The 17,417-nt window shown below is 71.1% G+C and carries 18 protein-coding genes; 11 read left to right on the forward strand and 7 right to left on the reverse strand.

Annotation, left to right across the window (positions count from 1 at the left end):
- Positions 1-10: 10 nt before the first annotated feature.
- The 6 genes from ASE01_RS15300 to kduI all read right to left on the reverse strand — a co-directional run bounded on the left by ASE01_RS15300 (position 11) and on the right by kduI (position 6,298).
- The gene (locus ASE01_RS15300) at positions 11-1,006 is read right to left on the reverse strand and encodes an ABC transporter permease (protein WP_056753743.1); all 996 of its coding nucleotides are present in this window, start codon (positions 1,004-1,006) and stop codon (positions 11-13) included.
- Complete coding sequence (locus ASE01_RS15305) at positions 1,003-2,562, reverse strand: sugar ABC transporter ATP-binding protein (protein ID WP_056753747.1); 1,560 nt, start codon at positions 2,560-2,562, stop codon at positions 1,003-1,005. Before ASE01_RS15305 ends, ASE01_RS15300 begins: the two co-directional genes overlap by 4 nt.
- Positions 2,559-3,566 (reverse strand): ABC transporter permease, encoded by a 1,008-nt coding sequence (locus ASE01_RS15310; protein WP_235536070.1) that lies wholly within the window; start codon positions 3,564-3,566, stop codon positions 2,559-2,561. The genes ASE01_RS15305 and ASE01_RS15310 overlap by 4 nt, the downstream gene beginning before the upstream one ends.
- 2 nt (positions 3,567-3,568) lie before the next feature.
- Complete coding sequence (locus tag ASE01_RS15315; protein WP_056753750.1) at positions 3,569-4,648, reverse strand: sugar ABC transporter substrate-binding protein; 1,080 nt, start codon at positions 4,646-4,648, stop codon at positions 3,569-3,571.
- Between the two features lie 106 nt (positions 4,649-4,754).
- Complete coding sequence (gene kduD, locus ASE01_RS15320) at positions 4,755-5,522, reverse strand: 2-dehydro-3-deoxy-D-gluconate 5-dehydrogenase KduD (protein WP_056753752.1); 768 nt, start codon at positions 5,520-5,522, stop codon at positions 4,755-4,757.
- Complete coding sequence (gene kduI / locus ASE01_RS15325; protein ID WP_235536038.1) at positions 5,519-6,298, reverse strand: 5-dehydro-4-deoxy-D-glucuronate isomerase; 780 nt, start codon at positions 6,296-6,298, stop codon at positions 5,519-5,521. The genes kduD and kduI overlap by 4 nt, the downstream gene beginning before the upstream one ends.
- Before the next feature lie 203 nt (positions 6,299-6,501).
- Between kduI and ASE01_RS15330 the strand changes: the two genes are divergently transcribed.
- Complete coding sequence (locus ASE01_RS15330) at positions 6,502-7,305, forward strand: IclR family transcriptional regulator (protein WP_056753757.1); 804 nt, start codon at positions 6,502-6,504, stop codon at positions 7,303-7,305.
- 65 nt (positions 7,306-7,370) lie between these two features.
- The gene (locus tag ASE01_RS15335) at positions 7,371-9,218 is read left to right on the forward strand and encodes a PKD domain-containing protein (protein ID WP_157537374.1); all 1,848 of its coding nucleotides are present in this window, start codon (positions 7,371-7,373) and stop codon (positions 9,216-9,218) included.
- Between the two features lie 251 nt (positions 9,219-9,469).
- Here the strand turns inward: ASE01_RS15335 and ASE01_RS15340 are convergent, their stop codons facing one another.
- Complete coding sequence (locus ASE01_RS15340) at positions 9,470-10,198, reverse strand: hypothetical protein (RefSeq protein ID WP_056753765.1); 729 nt, start codon at positions 10,196-10,198, stop codon at positions 9,470-9,472.
- A gap of 72 nt (positions 10,199-10,270) precedes the next feature.
- Here ASE01_RS15340 and ASE01_RS15345 point away from each other — a divergent pair, with 72 nt between their 5' ends.
- The 9 genes from ASE01_RS15345 to ASE01_RS15385 all read left to right on the forward strand — a co-directional run bounded on the left by ASE01_RS15345 (position 10,271) and on the right by ASE01_RS15385 (position 17,415).
- The gene (locus ASE01_RS15345) at positions 10,271-10,543 is read left to right on the forward strand and encodes a type II toxin-antitoxin system VapB family antitoxin (RefSeq protein ID WP_056753768.1); all 273 of its coding nucleotides are present in this window, start codon (positions 10,271-10,273) and stop codon (positions 10,541-10,543) included.
- Entirely contained in the window at positions 10,540-10,929 is a 390-nt protein-coding gene (locus ASE01_RS15350) for a type II toxin-antitoxin system VapC family toxin (RefSeq protein ID WP_056753770.1), read from the forward strand. The genes ASE01_RS15345 and ASE01_RS15350 overlap by 4 nt, the downstream gene beginning before the upstream one ends.
- Before the next feature lie 49 nt (positions 10,930-10,978).
- Positions 10,979-11,908, forward strand: coding sequence for a class I SAM-dependent methyltransferase (locus ASE01_RS15355; RefSeq protein ID WP_056753773.1), 930 nt, complete (start codon positions 10,979-10,981; stop codon positions 11,906-11,908).
- Between the two features lie 16 nt (positions 11,909-11,924).
- A complete protein-coding gene (locus ASE01_RS15360; protein WP_056753775.1) occupies positions 11,925-13,058 on the forward strand; it encodes a sensor histidine kinase in 1,134 nt (377 codons plus the stop codon).
- Positions 13,055-13,783 (forward strand): LytR/AlgR family response regulator transcription factor, encoded by a 729-nt coding sequence (locus ASE01_RS15365; RefSeq protein ID WP_056753777.1) that lies wholly within the window; start codon positions 13,055-13,057, stop codon positions 13,781-13,783. Before ASE01_RS15360 ends, ASE01_RS15365 begins: the two co-directional genes overlap by 4 nt.
- Positions 13,784-13,786: 3 nt before the next feature.
- Positions 13,787-14,176, forward strand: coding sequence for a hypothetical protein (locus tag ASE01_RS15370; RefSeq protein WP_056753780.1), 390 nt, complete (start codon positions 13,787-13,789; stop codon positions 14,174-14,176).
- A complete protein-coding gene (locus tag ASE01_RS15375) occupies positions 14,173-15,702 on the forward strand; it encodes a cation acetate symporter (RefSeq protein WP_056753783.1) in 1,530 nt (509 codons plus the stop codon). Before ASE01_RS15370 ends, ASE01_RS15375 begins: the two co-directional genes overlap by 4 nt.
- A gap of 101 nt (positions 15,703-15,803) precedes the next feature.
- Positions 15,804-16,592, forward strand: a complete 789-nt coding sequence (locus ASE01_RS15380; RefSeq protein ID WP_056753786.1) for an MlaE family ABC transporter permease — start codon at positions 15,804-15,806, stop codon at positions 16,590-16,592.
- 1 nt (position 16,593) lies between these two features.
- Positions 16,594-17,415, forward strand: a complete 822-nt coding sequence (locus ASE01_RS15385) for an MlaE family ABC transporter permease (RefSeq protein ID WP_056753788.1) — start codon at positions 16,594-16,596, stop codon at positions 17,413-17,415.
- The last annotated feature ends 2 nt before the right edge of the window (positions 17,416-17,417 follow it).

The following is a 17,417-nucleotide window of genomic DNA, read 5'->3' on the forward strand; positions in this document are numbered from 1 at the left end:
CGAGGATGGGCTACTTGATGATCAGCACCTTCGAGCGGTCGAGGGTGAGGGCGACGGCGGCGACGATGATCGCGCCGTACAGGATCTGCTCGTACGCCGACGGGACGCCCACGATGGGCAGTCCGACCCGGAGCAGGGTGACGACCAGGGCACCGGCGACGCTGCGCCACAGGCTGCCGTGGCCACCGGTGATCGCGGTGCCACCGACGACGATCGCGGCGACGGCGGGCAGGAGCAGGTTGTCGGCCATGGTCGGGTTGCCGCTGAAGTTGCGCGACACCAGCATCACCGCGGCCAGGCCGGCGCAGGCACCGGAGATGCAGAACGCACCGATCTTGACCAGGTCGACGGGCGCGCCGGCGAGGCGGGCGGCGGACTCGGAGTAGCCGGTCGCCGTGATCCAGCTGCCGATCGGGGTGAACCGGACGATCAGCCCGAGCACCGCGACCACGAGGACCGCGACGGCCACCGACATCGGGATGTGGGTGGCGACGTACAGGTTGAGCCAGCTGATCGTGGAGTCGTCGTCGACCGGGACGGTGCCGGCGTCGGAGACGACCAGCGCGATCGCGGAGAAGATGCTCATCCCGCCGAGGGTGACGATGAAGGACGGGATCCTCAGGACGACGTGGGCGATGCCCTGGACGGCGCCGATGGCGGCCGCGGCCAGGATCACCGCCGGGGTCGCGAGGCCACCGAGACCAGGCAGCCACAGGGCCAGGAACACCGTCGACAGCGAAGCCATCGCGGCGATCGACAGGTCGATGCCACCGCACAGCACGACCAGGGTCGCGCCGGCGGCGAGCACGATCAACGGCGCCGCGGTCATGGCGGCCGCGGTGAGGCTGCGCTGGGTGAAGAAGCCCGGGTCGGCGATGGTGAGGGCGGTCAGGAGCGCCACCAGCGCGATGAGCGGCATGAACGACGTCACCCGGCTCGCGACGGTGGGCCGGTGGGCCGCGACGGGCGCCTCGGCCGTCGGCTTCGCAACGACGGGGGTGCTCATACCATCTCCTTGACCAGGTCGAGGGGCGTCGGCTTGGCGCCCGAGGGGCAGGGCACCTGGGTCGCGACCTTGCCGTCGTTCATCACGAGGATCCGGTCGGCCATGCCGATCGCCTCCTCCAGGCTGTCGGCCAGCAGGACGGTCGCGACGCCGTTGTTGGAAAGCTCCCGCATCAGGCGGTAGACCTCCGAGCGGGCGCCGATGTCGAGGCCACGGGTCGGGTGGTCGAGCAGCAGCAACCGGATGTCGCCGCCGACCAGCCATCGGGCCAGGACGACCTTCTGCTGGTTGCCACCGGAGAGTCGCTGGATCGCGGTGCCGCGGTGCGGGGTGCGGATGGAGAGGCGACTGATCCAGCCGTCGACCAGGGAGGCCTGCTTGCGCGGGGACACGATCGGCCCCGAGCAACGGGCCTGCTGGCGGGTGAGGGTCATGTTCTCGGCGACCGACATCGGTCCGACCATGCCCTCGATCTTGCGCTCGGCGGGGACGTAGCCGATCCCAGCGGCGCAGGCGGCACGGGTGCCGGAGAGCTGCAGCACCTCGCCGTCGAGGGTGACCTCGCCGGACGTCGTGGGCTCGGCGCCGAAGAGGGCCCGGCAGACGTCCTCGCGGCCGGAGCCGTGGACGCCCACGATCGCGACGATCTCCCCCGCGTGGACGTCGAGGTCGACGTCGCGGAAGGTCTTGCCGGACATGCCCCGCACGGTGAGCCGCGGACGCGGCTCCTCAGGGCGCTCGGCCAGACCGTCGTGGTAGTGGTCCTCGGAGCCGGTGGAGCCGATCATCATTCGGTGCAGCTCGGTCGGCTCCGCACCGGCGGCCTTCACCTCGCCGACGGACTGGCCACCGCGCAGCACGGCCACCCGGTCGCACACGTCGAGCACCTCGTCGAGGCGGTGCGAGACGAAGATGACGGATGCGAACTCGCGCAGCCGGCGGATCTGGGTGAAGAGGGTCTCGATCTCCTTCGACTCCAGCACCGAGGTCGGCTCGTCGAGGATGATCACCGGCGAGTGCTGGCTGCGCTGCTCGATCCGCAGCACCTTCGCGATCTCGACCATCTGGCGGTCGGCGAAGGAGAGGGACTCGGTGCGCGCCAGCGGGTCGATGTGAGACCCGATCTTGTCGAGCTGCTCCTGGGCGAGCTTGCGCATCGTCTCCCAGCGGTAGACGCCCCGTCGTACGCCGAGACCTTCGGAACCGAGCACGATGTTCTCGGCGGCCGTGAGGTTCGGGACGAGCGACTGCTCCTGGAAGACCATGCCGATGCCGTGGTTGGCGGCGTCGACGACGCTGCGCAGCTTCACCTTCTCGCCGCGGACGTAGATGTCGCCGGCATCCGGCTTCACCAGACCGACGAGGGCCTTGAGCAGCGTCGACTTGCCGGCGCCGTTCTCGCCCGCCAGACCGAGCACCTCGTTCTGGTTGACGACGAAGTCGATCCCGTCGAGCGCCTTGACGCCCGGGTAGTGCTTGACGAGTCCGCGCACCTCGAGCGCGGGCACGGTCGCCGGGTTGGGCACCGTGACCTCCTTGTGGGCGTGGATGCTCACTTGACCACCTGGTTCCTGCGACGTTGCGGAAGGACGGCCGCGGCAACCGCGGCGACGACGATGAGGCCCTGGACGCCGCCCTGCCAGTACGGGCTGACGCCGACCTGCACGAGTCCGTTGGTGAGCACCATGATCAGCAGGACGCCGACGGCGGAGTGCAGGACACCGCCGCGGCCTCCGGTGAGCAGCGTGCCGCCGACGACGGCTGCGGTGATGGCGGAGAAGTCGTAGCCGTCACCGGCCTGGACGAGTCCGGCGCCCAGCTGGCTGGTCACCATCACCCCGCCGAGCCCGTAGAAGGCACCGGCGAGGGTGAACACGGCGACCTTGTACGGCGCCACCTTCACACCCGAGAGGGCGAGCACCTCCTCGGCGCCGCCGATCGCGAAGGCGTAGCGGCCCAGGCGGGTGTAGCGCTGGATCAGCCAGCCGACCGCGATGCAGACGACCGCGATCCAGGCGAGCCAGGAGAACCCGAGGAGCCGCTCGGTCGCCCAGCTCTCGAGCATGGCGTCGGAGATGTTCGGCTGGACCCCGTTGAACATGAGGGTGGCGATGCCGAGTCCCACGGCGGAGACGCCGAGGGTGGTCATGAAGGACGGCACCTTCAACAGCACCAGGGCCAGGCCGCTGACGGCACCGAGGGCGGCGCCGAGCAGGATCGCGATCGCGATCCCGAGCAGGCCGAAGTCGTTGCCGTTGCGGTTGTTCTCCACCAGGAGTGCGACTGCGAGCGCGGAGGCACCCATCACTCCGGCTGCCGAGAGGTCGATCGACCCCATCATCAGCACGAAGGTGATGCCACAGGTGACGACGGCCAGCACGGCGGCCGTGTCGAAGATGTTCTGGATGTTCGCGACGCCGCGGAACTGCGGGCTCAGCGCCGCGAACACCACGAAGATCACCACGAGTGCGATCGGGGGACCTGCGTCCCGGAACGACACCCCCCGCCGAGGCTGGGGGCGCGTCGCGACGACGTCGACGTCCTCGGCGGGGGATGTCATGGTCACGACAGCGGACCAGCCACGCGGTTGAAGACGTTGTCGCACTCGAAGTCGGCCGGGTCGGTGGCCGGCGTCGCGAAGTCGGCGACGTTGTCGTCGGTGATCAGGAACTGCTCGGCGAAGAACGCACGGTTGTCCTCCGGCAGCTTGTCGACGTCGATCTCGCCGATCGCGGCGCAGTAGCCGATGGCCAGGCCGATACCGCCCTGCCACGGACCGTCGCTCGAGACCGTCGCGGTCATCGAGCCGTCCTGGATCGCGGTGAGGGCGTCCGGCACCGCGTCGATGCCGACGACGGCGACGTCACCGTCGCGACCGGCCTGCTTGAGGGCCTCCAGCGCGCCGAGCGCCATGTCGTCGTTCGCCGCCCAGATGCCCTTGACCTTCTCACCGTGCTTGGCGAGCAGGGTCTTGGTGACCTCGAGCGCCTCCGCACGGGAGAAGTTGGCGGTCTGGTCGTCGAGCAGCGTCATGCCGGAGTTCTTGGCCAGCGATGCCTCCAGGCCCGCGAAGCGGTCCTTGGCCGCGGCGGTGTCGAGGACACCCTGCAGGGCGATGATGCCGCCCTCGCCGCCCATCGCCTCGGCGAGTGCGTCGCCGATCTGCTGGCCGGACTCCTCGCCGTTGTAGGTGAGGTGGCTGACCCAGCGGTCGTACTCGCCCGGGTCGAGGTCGGCGGGCTTGTTCCACTGCGTCACCAGGTAGGCGCCGGCCTGGTCGGCTCCCTTGACGATCGGGGTGGTGTCGGCGTCGCCGTTCGGAAGGACGTTCATGACCAGGCACTCGGTGTCGCCGGCGAGGAGCTGGCGGATCTGCTCCTGCTGCTTGGTCGAGTCGCCGTCGTAGGTGAGTCGCTCCTGCTCGAGGTCCACGGACTCGGCGAAGGCGTCGCCGCCGTCCAGCCACGCGGCCTCGTAGGGGTTGGACTCGTTGCGGACCTGGCCGACGAGCGTGATGTCGGCGGGGTCGCACGAACCGGCGTCGCCGGATGCGGTCGAGCTGCCCTCGCTGCAGCCGGCCAGGGCCACAGCCGCCAGGCTGAGGCTGAACAGCGCGGCGACGGGACGGGAGATGCGGGTCATCGTTGATCCTCGTTTCTTGGTGCCGATGGTGCGGCAAGTGGGGTGGTGAGAGAAGAGGAGGGTGGGAATTCGTCGCCCCGAGCGGCGTGGGAGGTGTCGGACCGGGTCAACGAGCCATCCAGCCCCCGTCGACGACGAGGACGTGTCCGTTGACGTAGTCCGCTGCGGGAGAGGCCAGGAAGACGGCGGCTCCGGCGACATCGCGAGCCGTGCCCCACCGACCGGCGGGGATCCGGTCGAGGATCGCGCGGGAGCGGTCCTCGTCGGCGCGGAGCGCGGTGGTGTTGTCGGTCGCCATGTAGCCCGGCGCGATCGCGTTGACCTGGACGCCGTACTGGCCCCACTCGTTGGCCAGTGCCTTGGTGATGCCGGCGACGCCGTGCTTGCTGGCGGCGTACGACACGACGCGGATGCCGCCCTGGAAGGCGAGCAGGCTGGCGACGCTGACGATCTTGCCGCTGCCGCGCTCGACCATCTGGCGGCCGAAGTGCTGGCTCAGGAAGAACAGACCGCTGAGGTTGATGTCGACGACCTTGTTCCACGCCTCCGGCGTGACGTCGACGGTGTCCTCGCGGTCGATGATCCCGGCGTTGTTGACCAGGATGTCGACCTGACGGCGGGAGGTGAGCTCCGCGCTGACCCGGGCGATCGCGTCGTGGTCGGAGACGTCGAGGTCGATGACCTCCACGTCGCGACCGAGGTCGCGGATCTCCTTCTCGGTCTCGGTCTGGCTGCCGGGCAGCCCGATCAGGACCAGGTCGGCACCGGCCTCGGCGAGGCCGACGGCCACCGCCTGGCCCAGGCCACGCCCGGCGCCGGTGACGGCCGCGAGTCGACCGCTCAGGTCGAAGGGGGAGGACGCTGCGGCACTCACAGCGTGTCCAGCGCGACGCCGTCGAGGTCGGTGTAGACGTTGTTCTCGCCCGTCATTGCCCAGATGAAGGCGTAGGAGCCGGTGCCGGCGCCCGAGTGGATCGACCACGGCGGGGAGATGACGCCCTGGCGGTTGCCGACCACGAGGTGGCGGGTCGCGCCGGGCTGGCCCAGGAAGTGGAAGACCCGGTCCTCCTCGGCGAGGTCGACGTACATGTAGACCTCGGTGCGCCGGTCGTGCAGGTGCGGGGGCATCGTGTTCCACACCGAGCCGTTGGCGATCACGGTGACACCGAACTGGAGACCGTAGGTCTGCAGCTCCTGGCCCCACGCGTAGCGGTAGAGGCTGCGGACGCTGGCGCCACCGTCGGTGCCGATCTCGACCGGCTCGACCTCGTCGTGCTTGAGGATCGTCGTCGGGTACGTCGTGCCGGCGGGCACGGAGACGAAGTAGAAGACCGCGTCGTCACCGGTGAAGGAGACCTCGCTGCCACGACCGACGTAGAGACCGTCGAGGTGGCCGAGCTCGAACTTCTCGCCGTCGACCAGCACGTGGCCGGTCTCGGCGACGTTGATGATGCCGAGCTCGCGGCGCTCGAGGTGTGAGGTCGTGCCGAGCACGTCCCACGCGGGGAGGTCGAGGCGCTCGCCCGAGGGGACCGCGCCGCCGACGACCATGCGGTCGTCGTGGGTGTAGACCGCACGCACCTCGCCGGCACCGAAGAGGTCCTCGAGGAGGAAATTCTCGCGCAGGTCCTCGGCGCGGGAGGTCTCCACGCTCGACGGAGAAGTCGAATATCGGACCTGGATCACAAGAGCTCCTTGGTTTCGTGAACTGCGTTCGTATCTGTGAACCGAGAACTTACACGTGACGCCCGTCACGGTCAAGGGGTTGAACTTCAGTCCATGTATGTGAAACAGCAGGTACAGTCGAGGACACATCCGTGCGCAGCGCGCGCACGCCGACGAGGAGTGGGCCCATGACCCAGAACACGACGACCGCCACCACGGGTGGCACGTCCGCCGCCGCAGGGCCGGTGAAGTCGGCCGCTCGCGCCCTCGACCTGCTCGACGAGATCGCCGCCAACGGGCCGGGCACCCAGCTCCAGCTCTCGACCCGGCTGAGCATCCCCAAGAGCAGCCTGCACGCGCTGCTGCGCACGATGGTCGACCGCGGCTGGCTGCAGACCGACCCCACCGGCAGCGTCTACCAGCTCGGCATCCGCTCGCTCGTGGTCAGCTCCGCCTACCTCTCCGGCGACCCGGTCCTGGCCCGTGCGTCCGGGATCATGGACGAGATCGCCGAGGCCACCGACGAGACCGTCAACCTCGGCCGCCTCGCCGGCAACGACGTCATCTACACCGCCAAGCGCGAGTCCTCGAACCCGCTGCGGATGCACTCCCCCGTCGGACGCCGCCTCCCGGCGTACTCCACCGCCCTGGGACGCGCGATCCTCGCCGAGCGGCCGCTCGAGGTCCGCGAGGCCCTCGTCCCGCAGACGATCCAGGCACTGACCGCCCGCACGGTCGTCGACCGCGACGCCGTGCTGACGATCATCGACACGGCTGCCGACCTCGGCTACGCCGCCGAGAGCGACGAGTCGTGCATCGGCGTGCGCTGCTTCGGCGTCGCGCTGCCGTTCATCCGTCCCGCCGTCGACGGCATCAGCGTCGCGGTCCCGATGAGCCGGCTCACGCCGGGTCGCGAGGACCACATCGTCGAGACGCTGCTCAGCGTCCGGTCACGACTGTCGCTGGAGCACGACAACAGCTTCGTGCGCTGACGCTGACCGATTCCCGGTCGAGAACCGGGTGACGAACTCGGTTCGTGTATGCGAACATCGGTCGCATGGTCTCTCGCCTCCCCGTCCTGCTGCTCCTGCTCCTCGGCCTGGTGGCCGTCGTGCCGGTCCTGGCGTCGGCGGAGCCGGAACCACGGACCTGGGTCATTGACGCCGTCGATGACGAGAACGGCAACCGGTGGGTCGCCGAGGACACCGGGACGCAGGTCCTCACCGTCCGGGTCGGCGACACCGTCGAGTGGCAGTTCGACCGGGCCGTCATCGAGCACGACCTGACCTCCGAGGACAGTCGGTCGGAGTGGGCCGAGCCGGTGCAGGAGTACCGCGTCCCGGGTGGGGACGCGGTCCGTCGTACCTTCGCGACGGCCGGCACCTACGAGTACCTCTGCTCGCTGCACGGCGTCGTGATGCGCGGGACCGTCGTCGTGGAGGACGCGGTCAATGCCGCCCCGACGGGTACGGCGAGCGCGACGCCCACGAGCGGCGCGGCTCCCCTCGAGGTGCACTTCAGCGCCGAGGTCACCGACGCCGACGGCGATCCCCTCAGCTACACGTGGGACGTCGGGACCGGCGAGGCACCCGACAGCGTGGACGGCGCGCACGCGACCCACACCTACACCGAGGCCGGCACGTGGACCGCGACCCTGGAGGTCTCCGACGGCAACGGCGGGGTCTTCCGGCAGGAGTTCCCGATCGTCGTCGGCGAGGTCGAGGACGAGCTGCCGACCGTGCACGCGCACGCCGACCACACGGCGGGGCCGAGCCCGCTGCCGGTGGCGCTCTCCACCTCCGTCACGACCGACGGGACCTTCCACTCCTACGCCGACGGGCTGACGACCTACCCCGAGCTGACCGGCACGGCGAGCCTGGTGCGCTCGCGCGGACAGACCTGGGCGGCGCTCGACGTGACCGGGCTGCGCGCGAACGCCGCCCACCTCGTGCACGTCCACGAGCAGGCCTGCGGCTCCGCCCACGGCGGCGCCCACTTCCGCTTCGACGAGACCCAGCCCTTCGCCGAGGACAACGAGGTCTGGCTGCCGTTCACCTCGGACGCCACCGGCACCACGGGGACGGTTGCCGTCACCCAGCCGTTGCGCGCCGGGGCGAAGGCGGTCTCGATCGTCATCCACGACCCGGACAACCCGGCGAAGCGGATCGGCTGCGCGGACCTCGGCCCCGGCACCGCCGACCTCGGCTACACCTGGTCCTTCGGCGACGGGGCCGACGGCAGCGGGCCCGATCCCGACCACGTCTACACCGCGCCGGGCGTCCACACCGCGACGGTGACGGTGACGGCACCGGGCGGCAAGCAGACGACGGCGTCGGTGGAGATCACTGTCGGCGTACCCGCCGACGTGACGCCGCCCCAGACCCGGATCACGGCCGGGCCGTCGGGAACGGTCCGCACCCGCACGGCATCCTTCCGGTTCGGCAGCGACGAGCCCGGCAGCCGCTTCCTGTGCCGGGTCGACTCCCGCGCCTGGACCGGCTGCCGGCCCGCGGCCTCGTTGACCGGCCTGCGCGACGGACCGCACCGCCTCCTCGTCCGCGCGGTCGACCCCTCGGGCAACGTCGATCCCACGCCGGCCCACCGCAGCTGGACCGTCGACTCCCGCGGCCCCGCCGTCGATCTCATCGGCCCGACCGGCCCGGTCCGCGACCGCACCCCGACCGTCCGCGCACGCGTGCGGGACATCCCCTCACCCGTCCGGGCACGCGGCATCGTCCTGCGCGTCGACGGTCGCCTCGTCGCGATCAGGTACGACGCCCGACGAGGTGTCGTGACCTGGCAACCCCGCCGCGCCCTGGCCCCCGGTCGGCACCGGGTGCGCCTGGTCGTGGCCGACTCCGTGGGGAACCGGACCGTGCGGACCTGGAGCTTCCGGGTGCGGTAGCCGACCCCGTTGGTCGAGGAGGTCGCTCAGCGACCGTCTCGAGACCCGGCGGCACCCCCGTTGGTCGAGGAGGTCGCTCAGCGACCGTCTCGAGACCCGGCGACCCGGTGCCGGAACCCACGCACGGGCAGCCAGGTGCACCGGAGCAGGTGGTCTCGACACGCCCTCGCCCAGGGGCTCGGGCTACTCGACCAACGACGGACGGCTGCTCGACCAACGACGGACGGGCTGCTCGACCAACGACGGAGCGGCTACTCCGCGTCGCGGACCAGAGGACTGGCCTCGGCGGCAGCGGCGTACGCCTCGGTGGCGTACAACAGCCACGCGTGCATGCCGGCGCGGCCGCCGTTGCTCCAACCACGCAGGTTCGACTCGTACTCCCGACGCAACGCCAGGTGCGCGGCCTCGGGGACGATGAGGGACTTCTCGTCGACACCCTTGGCCACCAGCAGCAGGCGCTCGGCGGCTCGCGCGACGATCCCGTTGTGGGAGCCGAAGGGGGCGGCGGTCACGAACTCGGCGTGGACGACGGCGGCGACGGCCAGCGCGGGCGCCTCGGTCGGGGCGGTGACGAGCTCCGCGATGCCGCGCAGCGACGAGGCGGACTCGCCGTCGCGGGGACGGCCGAGCATCTCGTCGGGGAGCACGCCGCGGGCCGCGACCGCGTGCATCCGGGCAAAGGCCTGGAGCGGCTGGCGCCGGAGCACGGGCACGAGCGAGAGCAGCTCGGCGGAGAGTCGCACGGCGTCGGCGGCGATCTCGTCGCCCTCGCCGGCGCGCACCTCCGCCAACGTCGAGGACGAGCCCTCGAGCACGGCACTCGCGTGCGCGCCTCGCAGCAACGACTCCGCAGTCAGCTCGGGACTGGTGCGGCGCAGGCCGCGGTCGCGCAGCATCACGTCGATCCCGTCGCGGGTCCCGGCGAAGCCGGACGGGACGCCCTCGAGCGAGATCAGCCAGGCGTGCGGGTCGGTGCTCACGGGGCCAGCCTAGGAGGGTGGAAGGGTAGATGATGTCGGAGGTGGAAGGGTAGAATCGCACCGGAGGTCCCCATGAGCCTGAACATCAAGAACGAGCGCGTCCACGCGCTGGCACGCGAGGCTGCCCGCGTCACGGGCAAGAGCCAGACCGGCGTGATCGAGGAGGCGCTGGTGCGTCTGCTCGCTGAGTACGGCGCCGACCCGGCCGAGGTCGAGCGACGTCGACGCCTGGACGTCGTCCACGACATACAGGTCCGGTTCGCCGCACTTCCGGAGGCCACGGGCGAGGACCGCATCCTCACCGACGACGACCTCTACGACCCGGCGACGGGACTTCCGGTGTGATCGTCGATTCGTCAGCCATCATCGCGATCCTCTTCAGCGAGCCGGAGGCAGGCCCGTTCTCGGAGCGCATGGCCGCGACCCCGTGTCGGATGTCGACCGCCAACTGGCTCGAGACGGCGATGCGGGTCGAGGGCGCCCGGGGCCCTGCCGGCGGCAACGCCCTCGACGCACTCCTCGACACGTTCGACGTGGCGCTCGAGCCCGTCACCGAGGCCCATGCCCGCGCCGCCCGGATCGCCTTCCGCCGCTACGGCCGCGGCTCCGGATCCCCGGCCCGCCTGAACTTCGGGGACTGCTTCGCCTACGCCCTGTCCGCCAGCAGCGGCGAGCCGCTGCTTTTCAAGGGTGAGGACTTCACCCACACCGACGTGCTGCGCGCCGTCTGACCGTCGCGCCTCCGCCCCCCGAGGCGTCTGCCGCCGTACCCTCGCGGTGATGGCTACCGACGACACCACCCCCGCACCGGCCGCGCTCTGCTTCGGAGCCGTGGCCGAGGCCTATGACCGCGGCCGCCCCGGCTTCCCGCGCGAGGCCGTGGCGTGGCTGAGTGGCGAGCAGCCGTTGACGATCCTCGAGCTCGGTGCCGGCACCGGCAAGCTCACCGAGCACCTGGTCGCGCTCGGCCACGACGTCCACGCGACCGACCCCGACCCGGGGATGCTCGACCGGCTCGCGCTGCGCCTGCCCGAGCTGCGCGTCTCGCAGACGCCGGCCGAGGAGATCCCCGCCGCCGACGCGACCTTCGACCTGGTCGTCGCCGGCGACGCCTTCGAGTTCTTCGACGCCGACAAGGCGCTGCCCGAGATCGCGCGCGTCCTCAAGCGCGGCGGGACCTTCGCGATCATCCGCAACGTGCGCGACGAGCGGGTTCCGTGGGTCAAGCGCCTCGGCAAGCTGATCGGCCACCTCCCGGCGGGCGCCGGTCTCGACGACGCGGTCGAGGCGTCGCCGTACTTCGGACCTGCCGAGGACTCCTCCTTCAAGCAGTGGCAGGTCATCGACCGCTCCTCGGTCCAGGACCTCGTCCGCTCGCTGCCCGAGGTCGCGATGCTGGAGCGCACCGGCCAGGAGTCACGACTCCGCGAGGTGCTGGCGTTCTACGACGACTTCGGTCGCGGCATGGACGGCATGCAGCTGCCCTGGGTCACCGAGTGCTTCCGCGCGGTCGTCGGGATCCAGCCGAAGACGATCCGCCAGGGACCGGTCCGTCCTGATGACGTCGACGCGTCCGGCAGCGGCGAGGAGAGCCCGGCCGACACCGACGGCACCTACGTCGGCGAGGCCACCCTCCCCGTCGCGTTGGCGCCTGCGGTCGAGCCGCCCGCCGACGACGACTCGGGCATGCTCCTCATCGACTTCCGCTGAGGGGCAGGATGGGCAGATGCAGGGACGGCTGTGGCGGCGCGGTCATCTCGGCAGTGACGCCGAGCGCGCGACCTTTCGTGCTCTGCACCAGGCCTCCCTCGCCTCACCGGCGCTGCGCGAGGGCCTGACCACCTCGAGTGCCGAGCGGGCGATCCGGCACCTGCGCAGCCTGTTGGGTACGCCGGCGCTGGCGATCACCGACACCGAGGCGGTGCTGGCGTGGGACGGCGTCGGCGGCCATCACCTCGACCAGGCAGCAGTGGTGGGGTTGCTCGCGATCGAGAAAGGCAGCACCCGCACGGTGGATCGCGGCCAGCTCGGGTGCACCGAGCCGGGGTGTCCGGTGCGGACGGGCGTGGTCAGTCCGTTGATCGTCGACGGCCGGGTGCTGGGCACGGTCCAGGCGTTCTCGCCGAGCCCGACGGCGGGGCTCGTGCGGGCCACCGAGGAGGTCGCGCAGTGGGTGTCGGGCCAGCTCGAGCTCGCCGAGCTGGATGCCCACCGCAACCGGATGATCGAGGCCGAGGTCCGCGCGCTGCGGGCGCAGATCAGTCCGCACTTCGTCTACAACTCGCTCAACGCGATCGCCAGCTTCGTGCGCACCGACCCGGACCGGGCCCGCGACCTGCTGGTGGAGTTCGCCGACTTCACCCGCTACTCCTTCCGGCGCCACGGCGAGTTCACGACGCTGGCCGAGGAGCTCAACTCGATCGAGCGCTACCTCCTGCTCGAGCAGGCGCGCTTCGGGGACCGGCTCCGGGTGACGCTCAACGTCGCCCCGGAGGTCCTGCCCGTCGTCGTCCCCTTCCTCTGCATCCAGCCGCTCGTCGAGAACGCCGTCCGGCACGGCCTGGAGGGTGCGGACCAGATCGGCCTGCTGACCATCAACGCGCACGACCGCGGCCACGAGGCCGTCATCGAGGTCGAGGACAACGGGGTGGGCGAGGACCCCGAGAGGGTACGACGCGCGCTCGCCGGCGACTCCTCCCTCGACTCGGTCGGCCTGGGCAACGTGGACGCACGGCTGCGGACGACCTTCGGTGACGACTACGGTCTGGTCGTGGAGACCGCACCGGGAGCCGGCACGAAGGTGATCGTGCGCGTTCCGAAGTTCGCTCCGGGCGTCGCCGTCGACGGGGTTCGCGGGTGAGCGGCCTGACGGTCCTGGTCGTCGACGACGAGCGGCCGGCCCTGGACGAGCTGAGCTACCTGCTCGAGGCGGATCCCCGGGTCGGCGAGGTGATCGCCTGCCAGTCGGCGACCGATGGCCTGCGCCTGCTGCGCGAGCGCGAGGTCGACTGCGTCTTCCTCGACATCCAGATGCCGGGGCTGACCGGCCTGGAGCTCGCCGACGTGCTGAGTCGCTTCAAGCAGCCGCCGCGGATCGTCTTCGTCACCGCGCACGAGCAGCACGCCGTCGACGCCTTCGACCTGCGTGCCGTCGACTACGTCCTCAAGCCGGTCCGCCCCGAACGCCTCGCCGAGGCCGTACGCCGGGTGCTGGCCGACACCGCACCACCGGCTCCGGCCACCGACACCCAGATCGCCGTGGAGCGGGGCGGCGTGACCCGCTTCGTCGATCGTGGCGACATCACCCATGTGGAAGCGCAGGGCGACTACGCCCGGCTGCACACCCGCACCGGCGAGGCCTACCTCGTCCGGGTCCCCCTGACGACGCTGGAGGAGCAGTGGGCCGAGGCCGGGTTCCACCGGATCCACCGGTCGCTGCTGGTCGCCCTCGCCCAGGTCAGCGAGGTCCGCTCGGATGCCGGTCGGACCTCGGTCATGGTCGGCGACACCGAGCTGCCGGTGAGTCGCCGCCACTCACGCGCGCTGCGCGACGTCCTGGTCCGGCGCGCGCGGGCCGGCGGCTGAGCCATGACCGAGCGGGTGCGGGTCACCGGTCCTCCGCGGCACACGATCGCGGGTCGGACGTCGAGCCGGCTCGGTGACGTCCACGAGCAGACCGAGCTCGGCGACGTCTACCTCCGCTCGCTGCTGCGCGAACAGCTCGGTCTCGCGCTGACCGTGCTCGTCACGATCACGCTGGTGCTCGGCTCGCTGCCGCTGGTCTTCCACCTGTGGCCGGGACTCGCCGACGTCGACGTCGCCGGGCTCCCCGTCGTGTGGATCGGCCTCGGCGTCCTCGTCTACCCGTTCCTCCTTCTGCTGGGCTGGCGCTACGTGCGCAGCGTCGAGCGCAACGAGCGCGACTTCGCCGAGCTGGTCAAGGGATCGGGCTCCGCCCCTCGGGACGGCGAGGAGTGAACACCGAGGCCGTCCCCGGCCTGGTCGCGGTCCTCGCCGTCACGGTCGCGACGGTCGCGATCGGCACGTGGGGGCTGCGATTCTCCCGCACCACGAGCGACTTCTTCGTCGCCTCCCGCACGGTCCGACCCGGACTCAACGCGTCCGCCATCGGCGGCGAATACCTCTCCGCCGCGTCCTTCCTCGGCATCGCCGGGCTGCTGCTCGTCGGCGGCGCCGACATGCTCTGGTACCCCGTCGGCTGGACCGCCGGCTACCTCGTCCTGCTGGTCCTGGTCGCCGCTCCCCTGCGCCGTTCCGGCGCCTACACGCTGCCCGACTTCGCCGAGGCGCGACTCGGCTCCGCGTGGGTCCGTGCCGCGTCGTCGCTGCTCGTCGTCGGCGTCGGCTGGCTCTACCTGGTGCCCCAGTTCAAGGGCGCGGGCATCACCCTCGAGTCGGCGATCGGCGCCCCGGAGTGGGTCGGCCCCGTCATCGTCGGTCTCGTCGTGCTGGTCAACGTCATGTCCGGCGGGATGCGCTCGATCACCTTCGTGCAGGCCTTCCAGTACTGGCTCAAGCTCACCGCGATCCTCGTCCCCGCGATGGTCCTGCTCGTCGTGTGGTGGGGAGACGGCCGCCCGGCGGGCAGCAGTGCCGGCGACGCGTGGTCGGTCCCGGTGGCCGGCGACGGAAGCATCGGCCTCTACTCCACCTACTCGCTGATCATCGCGCTCTTCCTCGGCACGATGGGCCTGCCGCACGTCGTCGTGCGGTTCTACACCAACCCCGACGGGCGCGGCGCGCGTCGTACGACGCTCGCGGTCCTCGCCCTGCTCGGCCTCTTCTACGTCTGGCCGCCGGTCTACGCCGCCCTCGGCCGCGTGTACGGCGACGACCTGGTCAGCGACGGCCATGCCGACGTGCTCGTGCTGGAGCTGCCCCGGCTGATGGTCGAGGGGATCGGCGGCGAGCTGCTCACCGGCCTGGTGACGGCCGGGGCGTTCGCGGCCTTCCTCTCCACCGCCTCCGGGCTCGCGATCGCCGTGTCGGGCGTGCTGACCCAGGACGTGACCAGCCGGCTGGTCGGCGAGCGCGGCACCCGCGACCCGGGCGGATCGATCGCGACCGCCTTCCGGCTGGCGGCCGCGGTGGCGGTCGTCGTGCCCCTGCTCGTGGCGCTCGTGGTCGGCGAGGTGGGGGTCGCCGAGTCGGTGGGCCTGGCCTTCGCGGTGGCGGCCTCCACGTTCTGCCCGTTGCTGGTGCTGGGGATCTGGTGGCGCGGGCTGACCGACGCCGGCGCGCTCGCGGGCCTGGCTGCCGGCGGACTCGGCGCGGGCGGTGCCGCGGTGCTCAACCTGGCCGGCGTCAACGCGAGCGGCTGGACCGGCGCACTGCTGGCCCAACCGGCGGCGTGGAGCGTCCCGCTGGCCTTCGCGGTGATGGTGCTCGTCTCGCTCGCGACGGCCTCCCGCGCCCCGGCTCACGCGCAGCGATTCCTGGTCCGGCTGCACACACCCGAGACCCTGGGGGCCGAACGCAGTTGACCCACCGGCAGCCCGGAACAGAAACCGTACACAAATGTACGGTTTTGGGTTAGGGTGCCGAAGGTCACGCGAGAGGGGGCAGCGATGTCCAGAGGTTGCGCATGAGCGCCACCGCCCGGATCGGGGTCCTCGCGCGCCCACTGGTCCCGATCGGCGAGCTCCTCGTCTTCTCCCTCGAGGTGTTCCGCGGGATGTTCCGCCGGCCCTTCGCCTGGCGGGAGCTCTCCGACCAGGCGTGGTTCGCGACCCGGGTCTCACTGCTGCCCGCCTGCGCGATCACGATCCCCTTCGGCGCGGTCCTCGCCCTCCAGATCGGCTCGCTGTTCGACCAGCTCGGCGCCCGCTCGTTCACCGGCGCGGTGGCTGTGATCGGCATCGTCCAGCAGGCCGCACCGATCGCGACGGTCGTGATCGTCGCCGGCGCTGCCGGCACGGCGGTCGCCGCCGACCTCGGCGCCCGCAAGATCCGCGAGGAGCTCGACGCCCTGGAGGTCCTCGGCCTCAACGTGATCGACCGGCTCGTCGTACCCCGCGTGCTGGCGATGGGCATCGTCGCCGCCCTCCTCAACGCGATCGCCACCAGCGTCGGCATCATCGGCGCCTACACCTTCAACGTCCTGGTCCAGGGCGGCTCCCCGGGCGCCTACCTCGCCAGCTTCGGTGCCCTCGCCCAGCTCCCCGACCTCTACGTCGGCGAGCTCAAGGCCTTCATCTTCGGCATCCTCGCCGGCATCGTCGCGACCTACCAGGGCGTGCGCGCGAAGGGCGGCGCACGCGGCGTCGGCGACGGCGTCAACCAGTCCGTCGTGATCGCCTTCGTCGTCCTGTTCCTGTCCAACGCCCTCCTGACGGCCGTCTACTACGAGCTCGTCCCGCCGAAGGGCCTCTGAGATGGCCGGCACCCGCTCCGTCCCGGGGTACGACGCGCTGAGCGAGCTCGGCAAGCAGGTCGCGTTCTACGGCCGGACCGTCCGCGGCCTCCCGCACGCGCTGCGCCACCACCGCGGCGAGATCCTGCGCCTGCTGACCGAGGTCTCCTTCGGTCGTGGCGCGCTGGTGCTGGTCGCCGGCACCGTCGGCATCCTGATCTTCGAGGTCGTCGCGGTCGGCACCGTGGTGGGCCTGGTCGGCTACCAAGGTCTCCAGCAGGTCGGGATCGAGCCCTACGTCGGCTTCCTGTCGGCGTACTTCAACACCCGCGAGGTGGCACCGCTCATCGCCGGCAACGCCCTCGTCGCCACCGTCGGCGCGGGCTTCACCGCGCAGATCGGCGCGATGCGGATCAGCGAGGAGATCGACGCCCTCGAGGTCATGTCGATCCGCTCGGTCCCCTACCTGGTGACCACCCGGATGGTCGCCGCCTTCCTGGCCGTCATCCCGCTCTACCTGATCGCGCTCGTCGGCACCTACGCCTCCACGCAGGCCGTCTCCGTGCACTACTACGGCCTGACCGGCGGCACCTACGACCACTACTTCAGCCTGTTCCTGCCGCCCATCGACGTCGCCTACTCCTTCGCCAAGGTGCTCGTCTTCGCCGTGATCCTGACGATGGTCTGCTGCTACTACGGGTTCAATGCCTCGGGCGGACCGGCCGGCGTGGGCGTCGCGGTCGGCCGGGCGGTGCGCCTGTCGATCGTGCTGATCATCGTCACCGACTTCTTCCTGAGCCTGGCGTTGTGGGGCTCCACGACGACGGTCCGGCTGGCGGGCTAGCG

Source organism: Nocardioides sp. Root190 (assembly GCF_001428565.1).
GTDB lineage: Bacteria > Actinomycetota > Actinomycetes > Propionibacteriales > Nocardioidaceae > Nocardioides.

Excerpts from the sequence above, each read along its gene's own strand:
- ASE01_RS15300 (WP_056753743.1), bottom strand. The coding sequence starts at position 1,006 with ATGAGCACCCCCGTCGTTGCGAAGCCGACGGCCGAGGCGCCCGTCGCG.
- ASE01_RS15310 (WP_235536070.1), bottom strand. The coding sequence starts at position 3,566 with ATGACATCCCCCGCCGAGGACGTCGACGTCGTCGCGACGCGCCCCCAG.
- ASE01_RS15315 (WP_056753750.1), bottom strand. The coding sequence starts at position 4,648 with ATGACCCGCATCTCCCGTCCCGTCGCCGCGCTGTTCAGCCTCAGCCTG.
- ASE01_RS15330 (WP_056753757.1), top strand. The coding sequence starts at position 6,502 with ATGACCCAGAACACGACGACCGCCACCACGGGTGGCACGTCCGCCGCC.
- ASE01_RS15335 (WP_157537374.1), top strand. The coding sequence starts at position 7,371 with ATGGTCTCTCGCCTCCCCGTCCTGCTGCTCCTGCTCCTCGGCCTGGTG.
- ASE01_RS15345 (WP_056753768.1), top strand. The coding sequence starts at position 10,271 with ATGAGCCTGAACATCAAGAACGAGCGCGTCCACGCGCTGGCACGCGAG.
- ASE01_RS15355 (WP_056753773.1), top strand. The coding sequence starts at position 10,979 with ATGGCTACCGACGACACCACCCCCGCACCGGCCGCGCTCTGCTTCGGA.
- ASE01_RS15360 (WP_056753775.1), top strand. The coding sequence starts at position 11,925 with ATGCAGGGACGGCTGTGGCGGCGCGGTCATCTCGGCAGTGACGCCGAG.
- ASE01_RS15370 (WP_056753780.1), top strand. The coding sequence starts at position 13,787 with ATGACCGAGCGGGTGCGGGTCACCGGTCCTCCGCGGCACACGATCGCG.
- ASE01_RS15380 (WP_056753786.1), top strand. The coding sequence starts at position 15,804 with ATGAGCGCCACCGCCCGGATCGGGGTCCTCGCGCGCCCACTGGTCCCG.
- ASE01_RS15385 (WP_056753788.1), top strand. The coding sequence starts at position 16,594 with ATGGCCGGCACCCGCTCCGTCCCGGGGTACGACGCGCTGAGCGAGCTC.